22 protein-coding genes are annotated in these 26,055 nt (G+C 56.8%); 11 read left to right on the top strand and 11 right to left on the bottom strand.

The genetic code is table 11. The annotated features are described in order from the left end of the window. Window positions 1-5: 5 nt before the first annotated feature. The 6 genes from NP590_RS07640 to NP590_RS07615 form a co-directional block, all read right to left on the bottom strand. Window positions 6-299, bottom strand: coding sequence for an STAS domain-containing protein (locus tag NP590_RS07640; protein ID WP_256601724.1), 294 nt, complete (start codon window positions 297-299; stop codon window positions 6-8). Between the two features lie 8 nt (window positions 300-307). Continuing rightward, a complete protein-coding gene (locus NP590_RS07635) occupies window positions 308-676 on the bottom strand; it encodes a response regulator (RefSeq protein WP_256601722.1) in 369 nt (122 codons plus the stop codon). A gap of 11 nt (window positions 677-687) precedes the next feature. Further along, window positions 688-1,725: a methyl-accepting chemotaxis protein gene (locus NP590_RS07630; RefSeq protein ID WP_305888630.1), complete on the bottom strand. Its 1,038-nt coding sequence runs from the start codon at window positions 1,723-1,725 to the stop codon at window positions 688-690. Window positions 1,726-2,280: 555 nt separating this feature from the next. Continuing rightward, window positions 2,281-3,540, bottom strand: a complete 1,260-nt coding sequence (gene glyA, locus NP590_RS07625; protein ID WP_256601721.1) for a serine hydroxymethyltransferase — start codon at window positions 3,538-3,540, stop codon at window positions 2,281-2,283. 26 nt (window positions 3,541-3,566) lie between these two features. Beyond that, window positions 3,567-4,928 (bottom strand): glycerate kinase type-2 family protein, encoded by a 1,362-nt coding sequence (locus NP590_RS07620; RefSeq protein WP_256601720.1) that lies wholly within the window; start codon window positions 4,926-4,928, stop codon window positions 3,567-3,569. 17 nt (window positions 4,929-4,945) lie between these two features. After that, window positions 4,946-5,803, bottom strand: coding sequence for an NADP-dependent methylenetetrahydromethanopterin/methylenetetrahydrofolate dehydrogenase (locus tag NP590_RS07615; protein WP_256601719.1), 858 nt, complete (start codon window positions 5,801-5,803; stop codon window positions 4,946-4,948). Window positions 5,804-6,002: 199 nt separating this feature from the next. Between NP590_RS07615 and NP590_RS07610 the strand changes: the two genes are divergently transcribed. Continuing rightward, window positions 6,003-6,980 carry a malate dehydrogenase gene (locus tag NP590_RS07610; protein WP_256601718.1) on the top strand — a complete coding sequence of 326 codons (978 nt, stop codon included), beginning with the start codon at window positions 6,003-6,005 and terminating at the stop codon, window positions 6,978-6,980. Between the two features lie 33 nt (window positions 6,981-7,013). On the opposite strand, the gene NP590_RS07605 is transcribed toward NP590_RS07610, so the two are convergent. Then, on the bottom strand, window positions 7,014-7,883 hold the full coding sequence (locus NP590_RS07605) for an FAD:protein FMN transferase (RefSeq protein ID WP_371927272.1): 870 nt from the start codon (window positions 7,881-7,883) through the stop codon (window positions 7,014-7,016). 479 nt (window positions 7,884-8,362) lie between these two features. Here NP590_RS07605 and NP590_RS07600 point away from each other — a divergent pair, with 479 nt between their 5' ends. The 10 genes from NP590_RS07600 (at window position 8,363) to NP590_RS07555 (ending at window position 20,577) form a co-directional block, all read left to right on the top strand. Continuing rightward, window positions 8,363-9,073 carry a VPLPA-CTERM sorting domain-containing protein gene (locus tag NP590_RS07600; RefSeq protein ID WP_256601715.1) on the top strand — a complete coding sequence of 237 codons (711 nt, stop codon included), beginning with the start codon at window positions 8,363-8,365 and terminating at the stop codon, window positions 9,071-9,073. Between the two features lie 47 nt (window positions 9,074-9,120). Continuing rightward, window positions 9,121-9,879, top strand: coding sequence for a HEAT repeat domain-containing protein (locus NP590_RS07595; protein ID WP_256601714.1), 759 nt, complete (start codon window positions 9,121-9,123; stop codon window positions 9,877-9,879). Between the two features lie 95 nt (window positions 9,880-9,974). Continuing rightward, the gene (locus tag NP590_RS07590) at window positions 9,975-10,427 is read left to right on the top strand and encodes a hypothetical protein (protein WP_256601713.1); all 453 of its coding nucleotides are present in this window, start codon (window positions 9,975-9,977) and stop codon (window positions 10,425-10,427) included. A gap of 480 nt (window positions 10,428-10,907) precedes the next feature. After that, window positions 10,908-11,363 (top strand): TlpA family protein disulfide reductase, encoded by a 456-nt coding sequence (locus NP590_RS07585; protein ID WP_256601711.1) that lies wholly within the window; start codon window positions 10,908-10,910, stop codon window positions 11,361-11,363. After that, entirely contained in the window at window positions 11,360-11,584 is a 225-nt protein-coding gene (locus NP590_RS07580) for a DUF4266 domain-containing protein (protein WP_256601710.1), read from the top strand. The genes NP590_RS07585 and NP590_RS07580 overlap by 4 nt, the downstream gene beginning before the upstream one ends. After that, window positions 11,571-14,363, top strand: coding sequence for a DUF3570 domain-containing protein (locus NP590_RS07575; protein WP_256601709.1), 2,793 nt, complete (start codon window positions 11,571-11,573; stop codon window positions 14,361-14,363). Before NP590_RS07580 ends, NP590_RS07575 begins: the two co-directional genes overlap by 14 nt. A gap of 101 nt (window positions 14,364-14,464) precedes the next feature. After that, window positions 14,465-16,057 (top strand): tetratricopeptide repeat-containing sulfotransferase family protein, encoded by a 1,593-nt coding sequence (locus NP590_RS07570; RefSeq protein ID WP_256601708.1) that lies wholly within the window; start codon window positions 14,465-14,467, stop codon window positions 16,055-16,057. Between the two features lie 389 nt (window positions 16,058-16,446). Continuing rightward, window positions 16,447-18,720 carry a cytochrome-c peroxidase gene (locus NP590_RS07565; protein ID WP_256601706.1) on the top strand — a complete coding sequence of 758 codons (2,274 nt, stop codon included), beginning with the start codon at window positions 16,447-16,449 and terminating at the stop codon, window positions 18,718-18,720. A 57-nt stretch (window positions 18,721-18,777) separates the two neighbouring features. Further along, window positions 18,778-19,494, top strand: coding sequence for a VPLPA-CTERM sorting domain-containing protein (locus tag NP590_RS07560; RefSeq protein ID WP_256601704.1), 717 nt, complete (start codon window positions 18,778-18,780; stop codon window positions 19,492-19,494). A 231-nt stretch (window positions 19,495-19,725) separates the two neighbouring features. Then, window positions 19,726-20,577 (top strand): VPLPA-CTERM sorting domain-containing protein, encoded by an 852-nt coding sequence (locus NP590_RS07555; protein WP_256601703.1) that lies wholly within the window; start codon window positions 19,726-19,728, stop codon window positions 20,575-20,577. Between the two features lie 283 nt (window positions 20,578-20,860). Here NP590_RS07555 and rpiA read toward each other — a convergent pair whose 3' ends face one another. From rpiA to NP590_RS07535, 4 genes are read right to left on the bottom strand one after another with little or no spacing between them, the layout of a single operon-like run. After that, the gene (gene rpiA / locus NP590_RS07550; protein ID WP_256601702.1) at window positions 20,861-21,532 is read right to left on the bottom strand and encodes a ribose-5-phosphate isomerase RpiA; all 672 of its coding nucleotides are present in this window, start codon (window positions 21,530-21,532) and stop codon (window positions 20,861-20,863) included. 24 nt (window positions 21,533-21,556) lie between these two features. Beyond that, window positions 21,557-22,585, bottom strand: coding sequence for a UDP-3-O-(3-hydroxymyristoyl)glucosamine N-acyltransferase (gene lpxD / locus NP590_RS07545; protein WP_256601701.1), 1,029 nt, complete (start codon window positions 22,583-22,585; stop codon window positions 21,557-21,559). An 8-nt stretch (window positions 22,586-22,593) separates the two neighbouring features. Further along, window positions 22,594-24,828 carry a fused MFS/spermidine synthase gene (locus tag NP590_RS07540; RefSeq protein WP_256601699.1) on the bottom strand — a complete coding sequence of 745 codons (2,235 nt, stop codon included), beginning with the start codon at window positions 24,826-24,828 and terminating at the stop codon, window positions 22,594-22,596. A 30-nt stretch (window positions 24,829-24,858) separates the two neighbouring features. After that, window positions 24,859-25,692, bottom strand: coding sequence for an AlbA family DNA-binding domain-containing protein (locus NP590_RS07535; protein ID WP_256601698.1), 834 nt, complete (start codon window positions 25,690-25,692; stop codon window positions 24,859-24,861). Between the last annotated feature and the right edge of the window lie 363 nt (window positions 25,693-26,055).

Raw genomic sequence — 26,055 nt, 5'->3', positions numbered from 1 at the left:
CAGACTTACTCCTCGTTATGCGGCAATATCACCTGATCGCCGAAGGCGGTGGTCAGATTGGCGAGTTCCAATATTTCCAGCACGGCCTTGCTGTGCAATATGAAGCGCAGGGCTTTTCCGTGCAAGGCCGCTTCCCGCTTGATCAATATCAACAATTGCAGGCCGGCGGTATCTATCTCGTCTACCTTGGACAGGTTGATTTCCAGTTCGTGGTCCGATTCCAAAAAGGCCAGCAAACGGTTTTTTTGTTCGCTTGCGCTAAAAATCGTCAACTCGTCTTCGAGTACCAGTGTCTTCATGGCTGGTCTCAGGGCAATATGAGTTTGGAAACCGCCGCCAGCATTTGCGCCGGTTGAAACGGTTTTACCACCCAGGCCTTGGCGCCGGCCGCCTGACCGGCCTGTTTTTTGGCTTCCTGCGACTCGGTCGTCAGCATGATGACGGGGGTAAATTTATAGGCCGGCAGCTGCTTGGCCTCCCTGACAAAGCTGATGCCGTCCATGTTGGGCATGTTCACGTCGGAAATGATCAAATGAATTTTTTGCCCGTCCAGCTTGCCGAGCGCATCCTTGCCGTCAACGGCTTCGATGACGTCGTAACCGCCGCTGGTCAGGGCGATTTTGACTACTTGGCGGATGGAGGCGGAGTCGTCGACGATTAAAATGGTTTTGGCCATGGTGCTGTTTCCTAGAAAAAAGTGATGTCCGCGTCGGCCTTGGATGCAGGGCCTTGCGTGTATGAGTGGTCATGGGCTCGATGTTCGGCTTTCATGGTGTAGGTGTCTTTCAGCGAGCTCAGCATAACGCCTGTGTCCAGGGGACGCAACGATTCCATGCCCAAGGCATGACAGGATTCAAGCTGATGGGGGAAGCTGTCTATACTGTCCCGCACGTGCGACAGAACCTGGCTGATGCGATCTTGAAATTGAAAGTGCAGCAAAGACTCATCGATCTCGGCTTTGATCTTTTTCGTGCTGCCGCTCATGCTGACGGAATTTTGTTGCAGGTCGTCGAAGACGGCCTGGAGATTTCCCATGACCTGCTGGATATTGTCGCTGGATGCCGTGACGGCTTCCGCCTCGGCTTCCGTGCTTTTCTCCACCGCTTGCAGGGCGGATTTCATGGCCGAATTGATTTGCTCCACCTTGGAACCGATCAGTTTGCCGGTTTCGCCGGATAATTTGGACAGTTTGCGGACTTCATCGGCCACCACGGCAAATCCGCGACCGGCCTCGCCGGCGCGCGCTGCTTCGATGGCGGCATTCAGCGCGATCAGGTTGGTCTGGTCGGCAATGCGGGCAACTTCCTTGGCCATGGTTTTTAACTCGTCCACATGCGCGGTTAAGGAGCGGATTCGCTCGACCACCACCAGGTTTTCCCTTAAAGCCTGTTCAAGCGAGCCGACCACCTGCCGCAAGCGTTGGTTGCTGGACAGAAAAATTTCGCCCTTGTCGTCATGCAAAGAGTTGGCGGAAGACCTCAGCGTATCTTCCAAGCTGACGGTAATGGACGAAAAGCGTTGTGCCAGGGCATTGATGGCGTGCTCCATTTCGCGCCGCGACGACTCGATGTGCTTGGCCCAAGCCGGCGTGATCAGCCGGGAAAAGGTTTCGATGCTGTCGGCATAAGGTCTGACGATCTCCATATCCAGCTGCGGCGGCCGCTTGACGGGGTTTTGTTCCGTCGGCGCGGGGGCGGGAAACTTGCGCGCCAGCCGGAATCCCATTCCGCCACAGATTGTTCCCGTTAACAGTAGTGCGAGCAATTCAGTAATTGGCATCGATATACCGGTTGGTTGATGTTTTTGAACGATGCGCCCGAAGCGCATTACCCGTGGGTATGACATTTGGATTATCGGAGTGCCCATGCCGGGCGTGGAATTAGAATATAAGAGTTGTAATATTTCTCAATTCTTATGTATCAATCATGCGAGCCATTTCAAAGTAATAAAAGATTACATACAGTAGGGCTATGCAAATTCATAATGCATGGTATCGCGGATAGTCGCGGACTGCGTGTCACATCAAGGGGGGCGATGCGGGTTGGCGCGTGCCATGGACAGGCCGGTGGGATGGCCGCTTGATGGGCGGTTTTGCGGGTATCCGGGGCTTTCCGATTTGCGACGATGGCGCCTTCCAAACCGGGCTTGAGTGCGACTGGGGTGTGGCGGGTAAGCAAGACAGGGCCATGCTGTTGCAGCCCATTCGGATCAGAACTAACAGGCATAAAAGGTGAGTATCAAAACCTTGCCCACCTTTTACACCGCGAGAGGGATTAAAGTTTACGCGTTGGAATACACCGGAAACCGCGAGCACAATAATTTCACTTTATCGCGCACGGCGGCGATGACGGCTTCGTCTTCGATGTTATCCATCACGTCGCACATCCAGCCGGCAATCTCCCGCACTTGATCTTCCTTGAAACCGCGGGTGGTCGGCGCAGGTGTTCCCACGCGGATACCGCTGGTGACGAAGGGCGATTGCGGATCGTTGGGCACGGCATTTTTGTTGACGGTGATGTTGGCGCGGCCCAGCGCGGCATCGGCGGCCTTGCCGGTGATGCCCTTGGCGACCAGCGATACCAGCATCAGGTGGTTGTCGGTACCGCCGGATACCACGTCGAAACCGCGTTTGATGAATACTTCCGCCATGGCCTGGGCGTTTTTCACCACTTGTTGTTGGTAGGCTTTGAATTCCGGGCTCATGGCTTCCTTAAACGCCACGGCCTTGGCGGCGATCACATGCATCAGCGGGCCGCCCTGGATGCCGGGGAAGATATTGGAGCTGATTTTTTTCTCCAGTTCCGGATTGCTTTTACACAAAATCAGGCCGCCGCGCGGGCCGCGCAATGATTTATGGGTGGTACTGGTGACCACGTCGGCAATCGGCACCGGATTGGGATAGACGCCCGCCGCCACCAGACCCGCAACGTGAGCCATATCGACCACATAATAAGCGCCAACTTTATCGGCGATGTCGCGGAAACGCTGCCAGTCCCAGATGCGGGAATAGGCCGAGAAACCGGCGATGATCATTTTCGGTTTGTGCTCCAGGGCCAATGCTTCGACTTGTTCGTAATCGATTTCGCCCGTGGCCGGATTCAGGCCGTATTGAACAGCGTTATAAATTTTGCCGGAGAAATTGGGTTTGGCGCCGTGGGTCAAATGGCCGCCGTCGGCCAGACTCAAGCCTAAAATGGTGTCGCCGGGTTGCACCAGCGACATGAATACCGCCATGTTGGCTTGCGAACCGGAATGCGGCTGCACGTTGGCGTAATCGGCGCCGAACAAGGCCTTGGCGCGGTCTATGGCCAGTTGTTCGACCACATCCACATATTCGCAGCCGCCGTAATAACGCTTTTCCGGATAGCCTTCCGCGTACTTGTTGGTCAGCAAGGTGCCTTGAGCTTCCAGTACCCGCGGGCTGGCGTAGTTTTCCGAGGCAATCAGTTCGATATGGTCTTCCTGGCGGCGCCGCTCGTGTTCGATGGCGCCGGCCAATTCGTCGTCAAAGCCGGCTATGGTCATTGATGGGTTAAACATGGTCTCTCCTGGTGAGGGTTTATTCGCTAATAAGGATACATTAAAAGTATTTGCAGGTCGGCAACATTGGTGCCGGTGGCGCCGCTGATCAGCAAGGCGTCGGCGGCCTTCAGCGCGGTGTACGAGTCGTTGTTGTTCAGCGCGGCTTGCGGGTCTAGGCCGGCTCGGCGCATGCGGGCGAGGCTGTCGCCGTCGACAATGCCGCCGGCCGCATCGGTGGGGCCGTCGCGGCCGTCGGTGCCGGCGCTTAAAAAACACCAGCGGCCGCTTAAGCCGTGCCGTTCGGCCGCCAGGGCAAAGGCCAGCGCCATTTCCTGATTGCGGCCGCCGCTGCCGCTGCCTGTCAGGGTGACCGTGGTTTCGCCGCCGGCTAGCATTGCGCTGGTTTGCTTGCGAGCCGGGTCAAGTACGGTCTTGGAGTCCAACACCCATTGTTCCGCCGCTTGGCGAGCTTCGCCGCGCAAATTGTGGCTGTAGACGCGGGTCGGCAGTCCGAGCGATTTGGCCGCCCGCTCCACGGCCGCCAAACTGACGGCGTTACCGCCGATCAGGCTGTGCGAGGTCGATTTCAGCAAGGGATCGCCGGATTTGAGCGTTTCGGGTCTCAAACCGGCCGCGCCTTGTTCCAGATAATCTTTTACCGGCCCCGGCACCTTGTCCCAAACCGCTTTTTGCTGAAAAACCGCGATGGCATCGGCAAAAGAGCTATCGTCCGCCACGCTGGGGCCGCTGGCGATGCTGCTCAAATCGTCGCCCAATACATCCGACAAAATCAGCGCGTGCAAATCGGCCGGCGCCGCCAAGCGGACCAGGCCGCCGCCCTTCAAACCGGACAAATGCTTGCGCACGCAATTAATTTGCCCGATGTCGGCACCGCAGGCTAATAGCAGTTGGGTGGCGGCGACTTTATCGGCCAGGCTGACGCCATCGACCGGGTAGGGCAGCAATGCCGAGCCGCCGCCGGATATCAGCAGCAAAATCAAGTCGCCCGCCGGGACGGCCCGGATGCGCTCGACGATGCGCCGCGCGGCGCGCAGGCCGTTCTGATCGGGCAGGGGATGGCCGGCGGCCAACACCTCGCAACCCGCGACCGCCACGGTATTTTCGTAAGTGCTCACCACAATGCCGGGTTCGGCTAATTTGTGTCGGGGAATCGCGGCGCGGGCGGCGCTTGCCATCGCGCAAGCGGCCTTGCCGAAACCGATGAGATGAATCTTTTGCCATTCGCCGCCACGGCATCGTTCGGACTCCGGCGCCAGTCGTATTTTCAACCGGTCGTCCTCAACCAGCAAGCATTGTCCGACCGCGGTTTGCGGGTCGGCGGCGGCCAGTCCGGCCTGAAAAAGCGCCAGACACCGCGCATGCAAGGTTGCCGCCGTTTCAGTCATCAATCGGGAAGGCTAGCTCAAGCCATCTGTTTGGCGAGCTGGAAAATGACTTCGGCGTCCAATACCTGTTTGTTATCGGTAAACAACTTGCCGATGCACGCTCTGTGCAGCGCCAGTTTTAACGCACCGAAACCGATGGCGCCCCAGATGACCTTGCCGTGGCGGAGTTGGCCCTTGTCCATTACCTCGGTGCCGCCTATGCCGACCGGCGGAGTGGCATTGGCGTCGGCCAAGACCTCCAGATGCGGGAGGTGTTGCCAGTGCTCGGGTTTCAATAGCTCGACGCCGGCCGCGCCGGTGGCCAACACGATATTGGCGTCTTGAATGGCGGCGGCCCTGGCCTCCAGATCCGCCGCTTCGACCGGGGTCAGATCGACATTGAAGCGCTCCTTCATGGCGAAACAGGCTTTTTCGGCATTGAAGATATGCCGGGAAGTAATGCTGACTTCGGCCCCTTCCAGTGCCATCATGGCGGCGGCGCGCTGGCCTACCGGGCCGGTACCGGCCAGAATCACGGCTTTCTTGCCGGTCAAGCCGGTGCTGGTGGCGATTCTGGCCACGGCGGCGGCGGCGGTGGTGTTGCTGCCGTTACTGTCCAGCATCACGGAAACCTGGAAACCGGGAAAAAAATGCTGTTGCACGGCTTCCAGCAACTGCTGGCCGGCCTTCATGTTGCTGCCGCCGATAAATATCGCGGTGTTTTTTTTGTCCTTGGGCGCGCGGGTAAAAATACAGCCGTCCACCAGACCGCCGACGTTGGCCGGGGTTAAACCGCCGTGGCCTATCACGTGGTCGGCACCGCCGTCGTAAGCTACCACTGTGTCAAAAACTGAGGGGTGAGAGTCGGTATCGAACTGAAATAGTAGTTTTTTCATTAACTTACCGGATATATTGGGGCGATTGTGCAAAGGCGCGCCATTATACAGGCATATTAAGCGCGCCGCTTTATAATCCAAGCCGCTTCGATCAAACCCGGATTGTGGTATTGTTGGGCTAAATTTAAAGAGTGTGCAACAACGTCACAATCCGGCGGTGCCGTTCACGAGAACACACTCCCTTACTCTTAAGGAAGCTATGAAAACACCCGTCGATATTGCTGTAACCGGTGCCGCAGGCCAGATCAGTTATTCATTGTTGTTTCGTCTGGCCGCCGGCGATTTGCTCGGCCCGGATCAACCCGTGGTCCTGCGGCTGCTGGAAATAACGCCCGCCATGGAAATGTTGAAGGGAGTCGTGATGGAATTGCACGATTGTGCCTTCCCGTTGTTGCATAAAGTCATCATCACGGACGACCCGAAAGTCGCCTTCGATAATGTCGATTACGCCTTTCTGGTCGGGGCCAGACCGCGCAAGCAAGGCATGCTCAGAAGCGATTTATTGTCGCAAAACGCGGAAATTTTTCTGGTGCAGGGCCAAGCCCTGAATGAAGTGGCCAGCCGCAATGTCAAGGTGCTGGTTACCGGCAATCCGGCCAACACCAATGCTTATCTGGCGATCAACCGCGCGCCGGATTTGGCGCCGGAATGTTTCGCCGCCATGACCATGCTGGATCACACGCGCGCCGTCAGCCAACTGGCGCAAAAATGCGGCGTGCCCACCCGGGACATTAAAAACATGACGGTTTGGGGCAATCATTCCTGCACGCAATACCCCGATCTGCACAATGCCCTGGTCAAGGGCCGGCCGGCCTTCGATTTGGTCGACCGGGACTGGTTCGTCGACGAATTCATGCCCGTGGTGCAAAACCGGGGTACCGAGGTGATCAAGACCCGCGGCCAATCCAGCGCCGCTTCCGCCGCCAATGCCGCGATCATGCACATGTCCACCTGGATACACGGTACCGAGCAGGGCGATTGGGTCAGCATGGCCGTGCCGTCGGACGGCAGTTACGGCGTGCAAAGCGGACTGGTGTTTTCTTTTCCGGTTACGGTACGGGACGGTCAATACCAGATAGTCAAGGGCCTGGACATGAACGAGTTCAGTCTGGAAAAGCTGCGCCGGAACGAGGCTGAATTGATCGAGGAAAGACAGGCTGTCAAGCATTTGCTTTGATCCTCGCCCAGGCCGGGGTGCCAGTCCGTCGGGTCAAGCCCGCGACAGCGAGCCGCCCTGGCGGCCGTCCATATCGGTCCACAGATGCGGCAAACCCAACTGATTCAGCCAAGCCGGGCCTTGCTCCTGCTTGAGCATGGCGATGGTGGAAGCGCTGCCGGCCACCACGCAATGCTCGGATACCACGGTCACCGATGTCAGATGCCCGACCGGCCACCCCGTTTGCGGATTCAATATGTGGCTATAGCGCTTGCCGTCGATGACGATGCAGCGTTCATAGTCGCCGCTGCTGGCGACCGCGCCGTGATGCAGGGCCAGACTTTCCAGCATGGCCTGCCTGTCGCGCGGATGGGCGATGCCAATGCGCCATGGCTGGCCGTCGGCGCGCGGGCCTATGATTTTTACGTCGCCGCCCAAATTCACCAGTCCATGCCGGCAGCCGGCCCGCCGGCACAGCGTGACCACCCGGTCGGCCGCATATTCCTTGACGATGCCACCGAAATCCAGCTCCATGCCGGGGGATAAAAATTTCAACTGCGGCGCCGACCATTGCAGCTTTTCCCAGCCCACCCTTTCCAGCAGTGCGGTAATCAAGTCTTGTTCGGGCAACTGGCCGCGGTCGAAACGCCAGGCCTTGCGCAGCAGCCCGGAACTGATGTCGAACAGGCCGCCGCTTTGCCGGTGGCAGGCGTCGGCATAGTTCAACAGGCCGGCGGTTTCCTCGTCAACCGCGATTCGGCCGCCGAGTTCGGCAACGCGGTTGATGTCGGACAGCAGACTGTCGTCGCGATAACGCGAATATTTCGCTTCCAGCCGTTGAACATCCTTGATAGCGACATCCGCCATGCTTCCGGCCGCGTCGGCATCGGGCGCAAACAACTGCAAGTCGCAGGGCGTGCCCATGGCTTTGAAAGTGAAGCGGAAATGTTGCGGTGTTTTTGCGTTCAATGGCTGGAAATGCTGCACGGTCGAGGTTGCCGGAAACACCGAGGCTTATTCCGGCCTACGGCACAATTCAGATAAGTATGCCAATTGCGGTGGCTTGCCGAAATAAACATGTAAGCGTCTTTAAAGGCTAAGGCAATTCGTCCGGGCTGACAAGTCGCGGTGCGTCCTTCCTATCCGCTGTGGGGGATACGTTGAATTAATCTATGTTAAATGCCATATTCCAACTATGTCATATGCCTCAAATTGGCTTGAAAACGACCTTGGCGTTCGGTGCTTGATTTGAAATACAATCCGCTGACTTTTTTGTACGTCGCTCATGGCAACGATACCGGGCGAATGAGAACGATTTTCGTAAAGTTGGCTTGGTTGTTGCTGCTTCCAGTCCGTCTACAGGGGCACTGGCTCGTTTCGGCTTTTTTATCTATGGAGAAAATATGAAAATTACACAATTTGCGGCAGTCGCTTTAATGGGATTGTCGGTTAATGCAGCGCAAGCGGCGCAGTTTGAATTCGACGCCACATTTTTCGGCAACCAGGATTTGCAGGAATATCGTTTCGACGTGTTGAGCGACAGCTCCGTGAGCATGTGGACGGATACGCTGACGAACGGCCTGGATAGCCGTCTGACCTTGTTCAAACTCAACACGGCGAGCGGGGAGTACGAATGGAATACCGGTTACGCGATCGCAGATGCATTTGAGACCAATTTTAACCCTGTATTAGGCTATAACCCCACCGGCGTCAACGATTTCGGCGTGGCGCTTAAAAACGGCTTCGAGCTCAATGATCCTACCAAGGTCGGTATTTCGGACGCCGGCGGCACGTTGAACCTGACCCAGGGCAGTTATTTGTTGGTGCATACCTTCGAAAATTACTGGTCGCAGGCCGAATTCGATTTCGTCGATGGTGCAGCTTATTCCGCCGGCTATGTGGATACCACGGCTCCGGAATATTTCGGTTTCGGCGATACCTGGACCAGTTTTCCCTACGGCAACAAGAGCCAACCGCACGCCTACAAATTATTCGTCAGCGGCGATGTAGCCTTGCCGACCAGCGTGCCGGTGCCCGGCGCGGTCTGGTTGTTCGGTTCTGCACTGGCCGGCTTGACTGCGGCATCGCGCCGCAAGCAGCGCATTGCCGCCTGAGGTCCAGTTCAGCTTCCGGGAATAATTGGCTTAGCAGCGGTTTTTTTATGCGCCCGGCTTTAACCTTGGCTTTTCTGGCGGGTCTGCTGCCGCAGACCATGCAGGCAGAAGAAGCGCCGAATGTGACGGTACGCTTGGACCCGGAAGCCCGGATATGGCAATTGCAGGCTCATAGTGCGCCGCTGTCTTCCATTTTGGACGAATTGCAGCGAGCCAGCGGTATGACAGTTCATTACAGCGTGCTGCCGCGGGCCCCGGTAACGGCGACCTGCGCGGGCGAAAATTTGCCGGGCCTGCTCAAATGCCTGTTGGGAGAGTCGGCCGGTCTGGTATTCGGTCGGGCTGACAAAACCGAACCTCGGGAAGTCTGGATTTTGGGCAGCTCGGCGGCCGGGCCAGTGTCTGAATGCGCGGCACCGGCCCCCGTCGTGCCGCAAGCACAATCGGAGCCGGACGCCGCCGACTTGCGGGACGAAGTGAGGAATGCCGACCCGCGCCGCCGCGCCGAGGCCTTGTATGCAATGGCCGCCAGCGACGACGATGACGCCGAGGCCAGCCTGAGAGCTGGCATGAGCGATGCCTCCGCTCTGGTGCGGGGACAGGCTATCGGCGGCTGGGTCAGGCGTTACGGCGCCGAAGCCGCCGAAGGCGAGTTGCAACAGGCATTGGCTGACGAGGATGCCGCCGTGCGGCTGCAGGCCATCGAATTGACGGTCAATCAGGCCATTCTGAACCGGGGCTTGCTCGACAGCGACGCCACGGTCAGACAATTGGCAAGGGCCAAACTGGAAGAAACGCTTCATTGACATGGGCCGTGCATCGCTCAGCGGCGGCCGGCTTGATCCCGCAAAGACGTTCGGCCGGAACGCCGACACCAATAACTTAAACCTAAGAGAAAAATATGATTTCAAAGCATTTGTTTAAAACAGCGTTGATTTTTGCCGGCATGGGCTTGGCTTTGCCGGCGTCCGCGCATACCCTGAGCAACAAAACCTTGCGTATAGGATTCGGCGCGCAGGCTACCGACGTCTGGCAAGTTACCTGCGGTGCCGACGCGGAGTTGGGTAACAGCTCCCGTCTTGTTGCACAGGTTCTGGATAAAAGCCCTGGAACCAATCTATTGGGACTGATAATTGTCAAGGGCAACGCCGCAGCGACGACCATTGATTCTAAAGGTGGCGATACGATTCCCAGCCCTTGGGTCCAGGTCAACGGCGGCAACGGCGTTTACACCATGCTGGTCAACCATACCCAGGCCGGTAACAAGGTCTATAACATCGAGTTCCACTGCGAAAGCGCCAATGGCAGCCACACTCCAACCACCACGCCTACTTTGCCTGTGCAGGATAACTGAGTCCGTAGCTCTGTTTGTTGATTGCGGCCGGACTGGCTGATATGGCTTTTTGCCTTAATGGTTCGGGTAAACTGGCTGCCCCGCATTGGTGGGTGGCCGGTTTTTCCGATGGCTTTAAGGCTTTTTATGCCATGCTAGGTTTTCGATAAAAACTTATCTCCGTATAATGAAGGCTTTGTAACTGTCGGCTCTAGGGAGCTGCGCTAACATACACATGATATTTTTCCGTATTCACCAGCCCAAATCCTTCGCGCGATTTTCTTTTACTCTGAAAGCCATGTTGGGAGCGACGCATAGCCGCGATGCCCAAGGCCAATATTGCGACTATGCATCGCCCCTATCGGGCGGCCTCGCATTTTCCCGCGCGATGGACTGCCTTCGCTAGAATTACAGTGCGAGAATTGGCCAGTCATTAACTATTTTTTTACATCCATGAACCTTTCCAAACTCGGTCTGACAATATTGCTTTTCCTCGCGGGCATGACGGATGCCCTCGCCATCGAAGCCGGTCGGGCCGTACCGGCCTGCAACCTCGCTTCGCCCGCCCGCAGTGAAAAACCGGATTTCCAGGCCCTGCGCGGTCAGGTGATATACGTGGATTTTTGGGCCTCCTGGTGCGGACCTTGCGCCAAATCCTTTCCCTTCATGAACCGCCTGCATGCCGACTTGCTGGATAAGGGCCTGCAAATCGTCGCGGTAAACGTGGACGAAAATCCCGCCGAGGCTGAGGCTTTTCTACGCAGCCAACCGGCGGCATTTAAAGTGGCCTTGGACACCAATAGCGAATGCGCCCAACTGTTCGATGTCCAGGCCATGCCGTCGAGCTATCTGATCGATCGCAACGGCGTGGTGCGTTACGTGCATTTGGGTTTTCGCGAAAGTGAAGCGAATACCTTGCAAGAGCAAGTCAATCAATTACTCAACGAAAACCCATGATCAACTTAAAACGAGCCGTCGGCGTTTTCTCCATCGCGCTGGCTTTGCAACTACTCGGCGGCTGCGCGGTGGCGCCCTGGGAACGGGGCACCCTGGCCAAGCCGCAGATGGCCTTGGAGCCTTACCCCTTGCAGACCGAGTTGCGCGGCCATAACTATGGCGCGCGGGAAGCGGCGACCGGCAGCAGTTCAGGTAGCGGGGGCGGTTGTGGTTGTTATTAAAAAAACCCGCCTGAGTCTGGCTATCGAAAAATTATTGCGCAATTTCAATAAAGTTTCCCCGGCCGTTGCGTTCGCGTCGACGGCCGGCGATTTGGCAAGCGCCGCCAGCGTTGCAACGCCGCCCGGCAACCTTACCAATAACCGGGTCAGCCCGGCCTTGCAGGCCTTGACCGCGGCGGCCCTGTTGCTGCCCGGTCTGGCCGAGCCGGTGCTGGCGGCGGATGATGAAGCCACCATTCAATACGGGCACTACGAGGAAAGCAACCGCGATATTTATTCCCGCGTACTGACCAGCGAATTCGGCTACGACCTTAAAAAAATACCGAATAATTTCGCCCCTATCACGGTTGACAGCCTGCATGTGCAAGGCAAGACCCTGCTGCGCGACCGCTGGAGATTTACCGCCAACTACAGCGAAGATACCTGGTCCGGCGCAACCCCTGTGGCTACAGCACCGGCCGGATTTGGCGGCAATAAGGTTTATGGGGGGGGCAGTGGCGTTAAACACCTGGAACCGGCCGCGGGCGACACCATAAGCGGTGCAACACCCTATATACAGTCCCTGACTCCGGTATTCGATCGAAATCTTAACCCCGTGTTGGATAAAGGCTTGGATGCGGGCTTTAACCAAGTTTACGGGTTCGGCTCGCAGCCCTTGACGCATACCATGACCATGGCATCGCCGGAAACCCGTAAGCAGGGCGATTTCAAGCTGGGCTACGAGTGGGACGAGGCGGCTGTAGACGTCGGCGGCGGACTGTCGCTGGAAAACGATTACGAATCCCGCTTCGTCAATTGGGGCGGGCGGCTGGATTTCAACAGTAAGCTGACGACCTTGAATTTCAGCCAAAGCTACACCAACAGCACGGTGTCGGCTCTGTTGGACCATGATTCCTTGCCCTATCTCGGCTATATCGGTTACACCTTAAACGGCAGAAGCGATAACGGTTATTACGATGGTAGCTCAAGCAAAGGCATGTTGCACGGCAAGCGCGAGGACATCGCCACTAATCTGAGCCTGACGCAGGTGTTGAGTAAATGCGCGCTGGCGGAGGCCGGAGTGGGCTATACCCATAGCAGCGGTTTCATGGAAAACCCCTACAAGGCCACCTATGCGTTTTTCGTCGACCCGGATTTATTCGATCCGGCCGCCGGCGTCTACCTCGGCGCGAATACCACGGCTTATACCGAACAGCGACCCAACCAACGCAATCAGGTCAATTTGAATCTGCGCTATGTGCAGCATATCGCGCCGCTGGATGCGGCGATGAACTTGAAATACAACTATTTCCTCGACGACTGGGGCATCAATGCCCATACTTTCGAAGGCAAATGGGTGCAACCGCTGCCTTGGGGGCTGACGGTGACGCCCACCATCCGTTATTACAGTCAGAGCGCGGCCGATTTTTACCACCCTTATCTGGTGCTGAAAACCCCCGGATCGGGCGATGCCAACGACCCGGCGGCCTACCGCGCCTTGAACCGGCAATACCCGCATTTTTCCAGCGATCACCGTCTGTCGGCCTATGGCGCCCTGAGCGGCGGCGTGATCGTCAACAAGCAGTTCGCCCGCGGATTGAATCTGGAAATGGGCTTCGAATATTACACCCATCAAGGCGGCTTGCGCTTGGGCGGCGGCGGGGAGGGCGGTTACGCCGATTTTTCCGCCTATTCCGCCAATGCGGCGTTGAAAGTGGATTTGGATACCCTTGGGCGCGGTCTGGCCGAGGGCGGCGGAGACCATCGCCACCACCATCATCACCAGCACGGCGCCGCGCAGCCTGCCGGCATGATGTTCGCTCACATGATGAATACGGCCGACGACTGGATGGTAGGCTATCAATACATGTTCAGTAAACAGGCCGGTAATTTATTGCAAGGGTCCAGGCCGATTTCGGATACGGCCATCACCATGAACAACGCGGTGAATAACCCTAATTGCGCCGGCGAACAGTGCTTTGTCGCGCCCAGCGACATGGCCATGCATATGCATATGTTCATGGTCATGTACGCGCCGACCGATTGGCTGAATCTGATGCTGATGCCGACCTTCATGGATATGGGCATGAATATGCGGGAACTTGGCGGTACCACTTCTCCCGCCAACACGACACTGATAGGCGCGGCCGTCAATCATGCCGATCACGAGCACCAGACCGGCGGTATCGGCGATACCAATATCTCGGCCTTGGTCAAGCTGTACGACGACAAACTGCATCATCTGCATCTGGGCTTGGGCGTGTCCGCGCCGACCGGCGACGTCGATATACATTTGCGGCCCACGCACACTTATGAGCTGGGGCTGATTCATTACGGCATGCAGTTGGGTAGCGGTACCTGGGATTTTACCCCCACGCTGACCTATACCGGCCACCTGGATGCCTGGGGCTGGGGCGCGCAACTCCAGGGCATCAAGCGACTGCAGAATCATAACGAATCCGGCTACAGATTGGGCGACATGCTGCAGGCCACGGCTTGGGGCAGTTACCGCTTTCTGGATTGGCTGAGTGGCAGCGTGCGCGGTATCTATACTACCCACGATTCGCTGCACGGCGCCTATGACAGGCCGCACGTGCCCATCGGCACCATGGATACGCCGGCCAACCATGGCGGCAAATTTTGGGATATAGGCCTGGGTTTGACCGCCACCATTCCCGGCGGCAGTCTGGCCGGCAACAGCTTCGGCGTGGAATGGATACAGCCGTTGCGCGACGACGTCAACGGCATCCAGCTGGAGCGCGAGGGTGCCTTGTCGGCGCAATGGAATTACATGTTTTAGATCGCCCGGGCGGGGCGGCAACCTAGGCCGGAATAAGTCCGCCCGGCGGCCGCAAGGGTGAGCGTTTGCGGCCGCCATTCCGGCAAGGAAAGCTTTTTTCCATGGATAAAGTCAATAAAACCCAAGCCAGCCAGCCCGCTTTGTCCGCCTTTTTACAGCGCGGTCAGGCGGCCATCAATGCGCGAAATACGGCGGATGCCGTGTTTTGGTTCGAAAAGGCCGCGCGGGAAAATCCCAAGGATGCCCAAGCCATGGCCTGTTACGGACAGGCCTTGTGCTGGAACCGTCAGTTCGCTCAAGGTCTGGACATGCTGCGCAAGGCCGGCGCGCTGCTGGCCAAATCCAGCCGCAAACACGGCGATACAAGCCAATTGTTACTGCTGGCCGAGCAGTTGCAATATTGGCGGGATTATCCCGCCTCGCTGGAGTTGATCAAACAGGCTGTTCAAATCAAAAAAGATCTCAGGGGCTTTCAATTGCTGGCGCATACCTATGCCCGGCTGAATCGAAACGCACTGGCATTGACCGCCAGCCAACAGGCCTTGCGCCTCATGCCGGACGATGCCGTCCTCAATCTTCAGCATGCCATGCTGGAAAGCAAGGCCGGCCAACACGCGGAGGCCGGCGCCCGCCTGTCCAGGATTTTAGGGATGGCGGCGGCCGGCGAAACCACTTTTCGCGCTCACAAGGAACTGGCCAGAATTCACGACAAACTGGGTCATCATGACCGAGTGTTCGAACACTTGCATGCCGCCGCCGCGCTGGCCTCCGGCCTGCCGGAAGTGCAAAAGCAGGACTCGCGATATGTCTACGATTTGCTGGCGGATTACAGCGCCAACTTCGACGCGGATTTATTGCGGCGCTGGTCCGGCGCCGAGTGGCTGGCCGAGTCGCGGGCGCCGGTGTTTTTGCTGGGTTTTCTGCGTTCCGGCAGCACCTTGGTTCAGGAGATTCTGGCTACCCATCCCGAGGTATTCGTGTCGGACGAGACCGATCTGCTGGTGGCAATGAAGCAGGAATTGCAGCGGATTTCCGCTGTCAAGGACGATGTGACCGGGCAATTGCGGGCAGCCGGTCCGGATACGATTCGCCATTTGCGCAATTTTTACTGGCAATCGGTGAAACAACGCTACGGCGACGACGCGGCGCGGGCGGTGTTTATCGATAAAACCACCATGAACACCTACGATATCGGTCTGATCAACGTAGTGTTCCCCGACGCCAAAGTGATCTTCATGGTTCGGGACCCGCGCGACGTCTGTCTCAGCTGTTACATGCAGGTCATGCTGCCGTCCGTATCGACCGTGCATTTGTTCGGCTGGCGCTCCACCGCCGAACTGTATGCCGCAACCATGCAATGGTGGCTGCACGTTGAACCGATGCTCAGCCTGCGGGTAATGACCTTGCGTTACGAGGACGGCGTGGCGGATTTTCAGACCACCTTCAGCCGGGTATTCGGCTTCCTGGGCTTGGAGTTACGAGCCCAAGCCGGCGAGTTTTATAAACAGGCCGGGAAGAAATTCATCGCCAGCCCCAGCTTCGATCAGGTTTCCCAGCCGCTCTATGCAACGTCGGTTGGACGTTGGCGCTACTACGCGGCGGAGTTCGAAGCGTTGGCGGATTTACTGACGCCTTGCCTTCAGGCCTTCGCTTATGCGAGCGCGGGCGACGAAAAGCAACACCCCTCCGTATAAACCCCGGTCTACATCCTTTATTTGTCGGAAATACGCACGGCTGATTGTTAAGCTTGTCCGGCTAGCCCCTTATTAATAAATGCGGGATATGCCGCAGTTTTTCAAAAAAACCACGGCATATCCCGCAAGAAATTAACAACTCGAATTTCCACACTTTCCAAGTCGTTGTTTTTCCCATCTAAGCAGTTTGGCCCGCCTTTTGCTGAATAAGAATTCGATAATAGGCTGAAGCCAATGTTTCAGTCCAAGTCTGGGTAGCAGTGAACCGGCAATGGTTCTCGGTTATCGGCACAAAAAGAGACTATGGCGTCGTCGCCGAATCCGTAAGCGCTTTTGCGGGCGGAAGGGCGATAAACGATATAGCGGAATTGTTTTTTCAGGGTGTAATCATGAAATTATCCGTCGTTTTACTATCGGCCTGTTGCGCCGTTTTTTCGCAGACCGGACTGGCCCACGGCCCCTTGCCGGTGCCGTTGATCGGCGTGCCTATCCCACCCGTGCCCGGCCTGACGGACGGAGCGGACCCCATCGTGGTGAACAAGGACATGGCCATCGCCCTGGGTAAAGCCCTGTTCTGGGACGTCAACGTCGGCAGCGACGGCATGGCCTGCGCTTCTTGCCACTTTCACGCCGGGGCCGATAACCGGGTGAAAAACCAAATCAATCCCGGCACGCTGATTCCGCATCCGGACAATCAATTCGACGTACTGCCTTCCGGCAAAGGCGGCCCCAACCACGCCTTGAGCGCGGAGGACTTCCCCCTGGTGCGTTACGCCGATCCGCTGAATAAAGACAGCGGGCGGATTTTCGCCACCGACGATGTCGTAGCCTCGTCGGGCACTTTCAGCGGCCGCTTTACCGGCGTATCGCAATTCACCGGCAGCAACGACAACTGCCAGCGTAGCGCCGACCCCGTATTTAACGTCAACGGCGTCGGCACCCGGCGGGTGGAACCCCGGAACGCACCCACCGTGATCAATGCCGTGTTCAACCATCGCAGTTTCTGGGACGGTCGCGGTAATAACGTATTCAACGGCAGCAACAATTGGGGCGACCGCGACCCCAACGCGGGCGTCTGGATACAGGTCAATGCCCGCACCGTGCAAAAAAAGGCCTTGCATCTGGAAAACTCGGCATTGGCATCCCAGGCCGTGGCTACCGCATTGAGCCAGTTGGAGATGACCTGCTCGGATCGCGGTATTGCCGATATCGGCCGCAAGCTGCTGGCGCGTCCGCCCTTGCAATACCAAAAAGTCCATTACACCGACAGCGTATTCGGCGGCCTGAATTTGACCAACAGCTCGGATAGCAGTCAAAAGCCCGGCCTGAAAACCACTTACAAGGACATGATACGCGCCGCCTTTGCCTCCAAGTATTGGTCTAACACCACGCGTGGCACTTTCGGCGCGCCGGCCATCGGCGGACTGGCATACACGCAGATGGAGGCCAATTTTCCGATGTTTTTCGGACTGGCCATACAACTGTACGAATCCACCCTGGTGTCGGATCAGGCGCCCATCGACACCGCTCTGCGCGATCCGGATACCTATAAACCCATCGGCTTGAGCGAGTCGGAACGACGCGGCCTGGAAGTGTTTACCGAAAGCCATTGCAACCTGTGCCATGCCGGTCCCGTGAATACGACCAATGCCATCGTGTCCAACTCTCTGCTGGTTACTCCAACCCCCGGCGCATTTTTCGGTCCGGAACACAGCTTGCGTGCCTTCGGTCCGGAAGCCATGGGCAAGAATTTATTCGATATGGCCAAGGATGCCGGCATCACCGAAATACCCAACGTGGTGACACGCGATGTCACTCGCAATCTCAAAGACCAACCCAAGGGCCAAAAGCTGATCGATTTCGGTTTTATGAATACCGGCGTCGGTAACCCGGATGCCGATCCCGGTTTGGGCGGTCTGGACGATTTCCAAAAGCCGCTGTCATACAGCGCCCAGTATGTGCAGTATCTGATGGGTAATTACAGCGAGGTGAAGGACCAAGCCGTCAAACACATCCACAGTTGCCAGTTTTTGACGCCGCTGGCTTGGGACCTGGGTTTCGATTTCAATTTCCCGGCCTATTTCACGCTGGCCGCCGACCGGCAAGTGGACGGCAGCCGGGAAGGCGCGGCCGAAGTCGCCCGGCGCGCGGTGAATTGCCAGGATCCCGCTTATGCCTTCATCCCGACCGTGCAGGCCGCAATAGCCGCCTTCGACAAATCCGACGACCTAAAGTTGCTGATTAGCTCGAAAGCGGCTTTCAAGATTCCAACCCTGCGCAATATCGAGTTGACCGGACCTTACATGCATAACGGCAGCATGGCGACGCTGGAACAGGTCATCGAGTTTTATGCCCGCGGCGGCAATTTCGACAACAGCAATCTAAGCGACTTTCTGACCCGTACGCCCATGAGCAACGATGCGCGAAGACGGGCTGATTTGCTGGCCTTCCTTAAAACCTTTACCGACGAACGGGTACGCTACGAGCAGGCGCCGTTCGATCATCCCGAATTGATCGTGCCGAACGGTCATGTAGGCGACGATCAATTCGTGCAGTCCGGCCACCCCTTGCGGAGTGCATTGGCCAAGGAGTCCGTGGTGCTGTTACCGGCGGTGGGCGCCGGCGGCAGGTCCGAACCAATCGAACCGTTCTTGGCCCCTTGACGGTTAATCAACCGGACACGGCCTTACGCCCAATAGTTTTAAAAATCAGGAAACATCATGAATAGTTTGAATCGAAAATCAGTACTTTTGGCGGCATCCGCTTTTTTGCTGCCGGGTTTATCGTCATCCGCGCAAGCATCCAGTCATTACAGCGGCGGCATAGACTTTTCCTACACGGTAACGGCGATCAATCTCAACCCAGAGGGCGGAATGCAGTATTTGTCTATTATCGATACGTTTTTTGCCGATGCCGCGGCGGAAAGCGGCTCGAGTTCCTACAGCCATTCCCGGCAGGGCTTTAACGGATTGGGCGTGTTGCATAACGTTGTTCTGCAAGCCCAGGATTCCATACAACTCGGTGCGGCGGTCAGCGACTATTTTTCCAATCTGCTGATTTCATTTGAAAATACCTCGTTGAATGTCAACGATATTTTCGATATCAACATCGATTTCAGCTACCGATTGAGCGGGGAGGTCTCCGGCCAGCAAGCCGATGCGGACGTTGCTTTCCGCTATTCCAACGAAGATTTCAGCCTGGATCAATTCGATTTGGCTCATGTTTCGACTAACGGCGATTTTTTTGCCGAAGTGTTCGGCTTCAAATCCTTCGGCTTCATCTTGTCCGCCGGCCAGTCCGAGAATCTGTATTTCGACGGCTCGGTATCGGGTCAATTGGAAGCTACCGTGGTGCCGGTGCCCGCCGCCATTTGGTTGTTCGGCAGCGGTTTTGCCGGGCTGTTGGGTATGCAGCGCAGGCAGTCGCTAAGGGCCTAGGGATTCCCGCCCGCAATAAGTTCCGCATTCAGTTTCATATTCCTCGGGGTGACTATGAAAGTCATGGCAGGAGCGACGCACCGGTTTCATGAGCGTTAGGGAGTAATCCCAAGGTATGCGGAATAACTGGCTTTTGCTTATGGAGAAGGGGGAATCGAAAGCGGCCGCAAGGCCTTGGAAAAGAAACGCGACGCGCGTTTCCCGCAATGATTTTTAAATTAAGGAGTATTCATGCAACAAAAAAAATTGGTTAAGGCTATTGGACTTGCCGCAACAGGCGCCGCAATGGCATTGGCTGCCGCCGGACCGGCATCCGCGCACGTGATGTATAACACCGCGCTGTGGAGCGGAGCCGACGGCTGGGTATTGAGTGGTGGCTCGAGTGGCGGCGGCACGCCAGTCGAATGGCTGGGCACGCCGGACGGTGGGTTGCCGATGGGATTTAGCGCGGAAAACCACGCCTTGAACTGGGCGGTCATGATTCATAGCGCCGGACAGGTGCTGGAGGTTTCCGCTGCCCATGCCGCCAGCGCCTATAACGGCGCGGTCGTCGATCTGGATACCGCTAACGGCGCCTGGGGCTCCTGGCAGGTCGATCCGGCAAACCCGACCTTTACCCGCGGTTGGGCGCATAACACCGATTTCGGTCTGATCAAATCCGAAGTGGATACCACGATCAGGTTGGAGGTGTCCAAAGTCAACCCGGAAGATAACATCTTCAATTACGGTATTACCGTGTTCGAAGGCATGCATACCGGCGCCATCAACCATCACTCGGCTTGGAATATCGGTTATATTTCCGGTGTGAATGAAAACCCCGCCAAGGTCAACAACCCCTTCGGCGGCAGCGGTTTGACCTATCTGACCCACGGCGACAGCAGTGTCGTCGAGTTTTTCGCCCGGGCCGGCCAGGAATACACCGTCTATTTGGGCGGTAACGACATAAACGGCGATATTTTCGGCATTCCCTATGGGTATAAGGTCAATGTCAGCTCGGTCCCCGTGCCGGCGGCGGCATGGTTGTTTGGCTCCGGCTTGCTTGGTCTGGTGGGCATGAAGCGCCGCAAGACGCAATCGGCATAGCGGTATGACCTTGTTCAGCGCAAGGCGCGGCGTTAAACCGACGTCCTAGCGCTGAATTCATCCGCGGGCCGCAATTGTTATAGTCATTGCATTTCAGTTTTCGGTTTTAAATCCCTTACCTCATCCTCCCGGAGGACGCCGTCGTAAAAGCCGCTTCTCCCGCCTGGAGAAGGGACTGATTGTCTTTTGCGCCACCCTCCGGAGGGCGTGGGGTTGGGGGTGTCGAATTTTGAAGTTAAAAAAGGTGCACCTTGGTTTTCGTCGGCCGGGAGAGAAAGCCTGCTCAGACGGCGGTTTCCTCCACCGAGCCTTGATGGCCGCAAAACACCGCGCTGGTCAGGTCGGCGAAAATACCGTGTTCGACGATACCGGGTATGGCGTCGAGGAGATTATTCAGGGTTTTGCCGTCCAGATCCGGATCGAACGCCGTGTCCAGTACCAGGCTGCCGTGTGAGGTAACGAACAAGCCGTCGCCGCTTTTGCGTAAGGTGCCTACGCCGCCGATTGCGGCTAGACTGCGTTGTACCAATTGCCAAGCAAACGGCATCACTTCCATCGGGATGGGGAAGTTTTGACCTATCCTGTCCACTTGTTTGCTTTTATCGATCAGCACCCAGAAGGCCTTGCCGGCCTTGGCCAATATTTTTTCCCGCACCAGATCCGAGCCGCGGCCCTTCAACAGGGTCAGGTCCGGCGCGACTTCGTCGGCGCCGTCGACGTACACGTCAAGCCCGCCGATCTGTTCCACGCCGCGTAGCGTCAAATCCAACTGTTGAGCTTTCAACATGCTGACTACCGAACTGGCGACGACCTCGATTTGCAAGTTTTCCTCGCGTTGGCGGCGGGCCAGCGCCTCTATGAAGAAATTGGCGGTGGAGCCGGTGCCCAATCCCACCAGCATGCCGGATTCGATGCGTTGCGCGGCATATTCCGCGACCAGTTGTTTATCGTTCATGGCTGACTCCGTACTCGGGAAAAACTAGTCTTCCAGTTTAGTCAGGCGGCTTTCGAATTGCTTGATTTTTTGCATCAGCTCCGGCAGCTTGGCCAAGGCAGCCAATTCGCGCCAAGCCGTTTTTCTGTCCTTGGCCGGGCTACCCCAGACTTGCGCCCCGGCATCGACATCCTGCGACACGCCGCTACGGGCCATCACCACGGCGCGAGTGCCGATTTTGACATGGTCGGCCACGCCGACGCTGCCGGCCAGAATGGCGCCGTCGCCAATTTCGCAGGAACCGGAAATGCCGCACTGGCCGCAAATGATGACGTTTTTACCGACCGAATTGTTATGCCCGAGTTGAACCAGATTGTCGATCTTACTGCCCCAGCCGATGCGGGTGGAACCCAGCGCGCCGCGGTCTATGCAGGTATTGGCGCCGATTTCGACATTGTCTTCTATCACCACGTTGCCGACGTGCGGTACTTTGACGTGCTGGTTGTCGCGGTATTTATAGCCGAAACCGTCGGCGCCGATGATCGCGCCGGAATGAATGATGACGTTATTTCCGATCTGGCTGTGGTCGTAAATCACCGCGTTGGGATGAATGCGGCAGTTTTTACCGATGACGACATGGTTGCCGATGCGCGCGCCGGCATCGACGGTGCTGCCGTCGCCTATGCTGGAGTGTTGGCCGACGCTGGCAAACGGGCCGATGTGGATATCGGCACTCAAAACGGCGCTGTCGGCGATGGCGGCTTGTGGGGAAATCAGCCTTTCCAGGGCCGGTTCCGGGTGCAAGGCTTTGACCGCGCCGAGAAAGCTCATTTCCGGGTCCTCGCAGACCAATAAGGTCAGGCCCGCTGGAATATCGCCGTCCAATAATGCTTCGGCAACGAAACAGGCCGAGGCCCGGCAGTCTTTTAAGTATTTTTTGTACTTACCGTCGCTCAATACCGTAACTTGACGGGCTTGGGCGGACATGATGTCGGCAGCGGAATCGATAGGGCGTTCAGCGTCGCCGCCTTGAGGGATGGCGCCGCAAAGTTGGGCGAGTTCGTTAATCAGCATGCGTTATCCTATTTCCAGATGCCTATGATATGAGTAAAGTCGTCGGTCCAGGGCTGCAAATCAAAGGTCAGCGGCAATTTTTGCCAGTGGCCCAGACGGCTTTGCCGCAAGCGGTCCAGCCGTTGCGTTTGTTTGGCTATCACCACCCAGTCGGTGGCCACCACCAGCGGAGGCGGATTTTCCGGCTTGAATTCCTGTAATAGGCCGGACAGCCGCAGACTTTCGGCATGGTCGGCCAGCACTTTTTTCAGGGCCAAATGGCGGTTGGTGATATGGAAGGCCAGTATGCCGTCGTCTTTCAATTTACTGAAGTATAGCTGCATCGCCTCGCGGGTCAGTAAATGGGTGGGGACGGCGTCGGAGCTGAAGGCATCCATGATCAGCAGATCGAAGCCTTGGTCGGGTTCCTTTTGCAAGGACAGGCGGGCATCGCCGATGATCATGTCCGCATCCGGCTTGCAACGTTCCAGATAATGAAACCATTTGGGGTCTTTGGCCACGTCTACGATCAAGGGGTCGATTTCGTAAAAGCGCCAATGTTGTTGTGGCTTGGCGTAGCAAGCCAAGGCGCCGGCTCCCAGGCCGACCGCGCCTATATTCCAGTGTTGGTTTTCGGCGTCGAATTCGGCGAACAGCTGGCCGATGGGTCCGGGCCGGCTGTAGTAGGTGAGGGGAGTGGTGAGGTTGGCGGCGGTCAGACGCTGGGCCCCGTGCTTGGTGGTGCCGTGATACAGCTCGCGGACTTTTTCCGGGCGCTGGTTTTCGTCGCCGATGACGGTATCTCGTACCGACAGCACGCCGAAAAATGTACGTTCCTGGTACAAGGTGCTGGAGGCCAGACTGTGCAAGCCCAGGCTGAAAATCAATATCACCGCCGTCAACGATCCCAAGCCCAGCGGGCCCTGGCGGACGGAGTAGGTCAGACCGGCCAGCAAAATCAGCGCGCCGCCGATGATGTCCAGATAATCGAACAGCGCATCGTTACTCAGATAAAGCGCAAGACCGGCCAGCAGCAGCAAGCCCGGGAAAATCGCTTGCAAATACCAGCGGCCCTTGAAAAAACCGGGCCGCAGGAACAGGGCGGCCACGATCATGATGGGGTATTCGTAAACCGCGTTGAACGCGAAAGGCGCCACAAAGGTGTTGAACAAGCCGCCCAACATGCCGGCAAACGACATTACCAGATAAAAACGGGTCAGGTGTTGGGTGTGCGGCCTGAGTTTGGCCAGTTCTCCATGGCAGACCATGATGGCCAGGAAAAACGCCAGACAGTGCAGAATCAAATCCAGCCAGTAGGGCAATAGCGCCGGATTGATGAAGGAATAGGCGATGAATATCAATAACACCGCCGGCTGCAGCGCCAGCATGCCGGGATGTATGCGGTCTGCCCACTTGGAAAACACCAAAATAAACGACAGCAAATACAGGGTCAGCGGCAGTATCCATAACAGCGGCACGGCGGCGATGTCGGTACTGATGTATTGGGTCAAGCCCAACAATAAACTGGACGGCACGAAGGCTAGTGCCAGCCAATGCAATTGTTGCGGGAACGGCGGTTCCGCAAGTTGCTCGGCTTGCTCCTCCGGCGCTTCGCCGGTAACCGGTTCGGGCAAGCCGCACCACAGCGCAACGGCGCAAATGATAATCAGAATGCACAGCAGGCCGTAGCCCATGCTCCAGAACAGGCGTTGATCGGCCAAGCCGATGTTGGGTTCGAGCAAAAACGGATAGCTCAGCAGCGCCAGTAGGCTGCCGGCGTTGCTGGCGGCGTAGAGATAATAGGGGTCTTCCGAACTATGGTGGCCCAGATGCGAAAACCATTTTTGCAGTAGGGGGGCGGTGGCGGACACCACGAAAAAAGGCAGGCCTATGGACAGAAACAGGGTCCAAATCAACCAAAAGGTCGGATTACCCTCGGTGGGCGGATTGGCGTCGTCGGGCAGGGCCACCGGCAACGCGAACAGGCTGAATATCAGCAGCGCCGTGTGGATTTGAATTTGCCGTTGTTGGCCGGAACGGCTGCTCAGCCAATGCGCATACCCATAGCCGCCGAACAAGATCGTTTGATAAAACACCATGCAGGTGTTCCAGACCGCCGGCGTGCCGCCCAACAGCGGTAGCAATAGTTTGCCGAACATGGGTTGCAATACGAACATCAGCATGGCGCTGACGAACAGAGTGCCGGCGAACAATATCACCGGAGATAGCGTGGAGTTAACGGCGGTTTGCGGCGTAGTGTTCATTATTAGTGAGTTTTGGCTACTGAATCCCGATTAATTCATTTTGAGGTTTTTCCAGCGCCCGCTCACAAACTCCAGGGCTTCCTGGATATTCAGATCGCGGGTACCGCCGCCGGTACGGACGAAAAACTTCGGCGCGTTGCCCTGGTTTACAAACACCGGCCGCAGGGCGGGGGAGATGATAACCCGGCAGACGTGTTTTTGATCGATGACATGAAACAATATATGCACGTTGGCGCAAAGGTCGGCGCCCAGGTTGGCGGAAATCGCCGTCATCAGGGTTTGCTCGAAACCGTCCTGATCCGGTCGTTTCAGAGTTTGATAGTCTTTTTCCAGGCCTATGATTTCGCCGTCGTCGCCCACGCCTATCAGCAAGGTGCCGCCGAGATGGCTGTTCAAAAAGCCGGCCACGGTTTTCATCACCACGGCTTCCAGATTGCGGTTGATGCGTTGTTCCCGCATGTCCCAGCGCAACGAGGATTTGAATTCCAGCAGCGGACCTTCACCCTGGCGGATGATGGACGGCAGATCCTTATCCAGTTCGGACTTCAGCGCATCCAGATCCAGCAGGCGCTTGTGCAGTACGCGGTAAATACCCAGCGACAATAGCCCCAGGAAGGCGCCGATTTCGGCGTAAAACAGAATGATATTATTCTGGTTGATCTGACCCGTCATGATTTCCTTGAATTGGGTCAACACGTATTCCATGGACGATAAGGCATCGGCATTGTTTTCGCGCGAACTGACGTAATCGTAACTGGGCGCCAGTAGAAAAATCCCCACGCCGGCGCCTATCCACGCCGCGATGAAGTAAATTTTAAGTTTTTGTTTCCAGATGGTGAGCAGTTTTAGAAGAAGGCGTTTCACGAGGGGATTTGTAATTTATTTTCTCGATTGCCAATAATTGGCTTGTTTGCGTAGATGCATGATGGCAATGATTTCGATGCGGTATGCATGGTTTCGGAAAATGAGAGTGTAAGGGAAATGCAAAAACCGGCACTTACGGGTTGCGTTTCTACTTTTCACCAACCAACAGCCCCAGCGGTTTGCTGACTCCAAGGCTGACTGAATTTAAGTATCTAGTCAAAACGGTGTAAAACAAACATAAGCTGAATAAGCGAAGCGCATCCGTCAATCATGGGATGCGCGGGGCTTATCCACCCTACACGTCACAATCGCCGAATAGTAGGGGTTCGCAAAGGCTTTGACTGTCACTAATCCCACATACAG

This window comes from Methylomonas subterranea (assembly GCF_024505185.1).
Classification (GTDB): Bacteria; Pseudomonadota; Gammaproteobacteria; order Methylococcales; family Methylomonadaceae; genus Methylomonas; species Methylomonas subterranea.
This window is presented reverse-complemented; position numbering and strand designations above follow the sequence as displayed.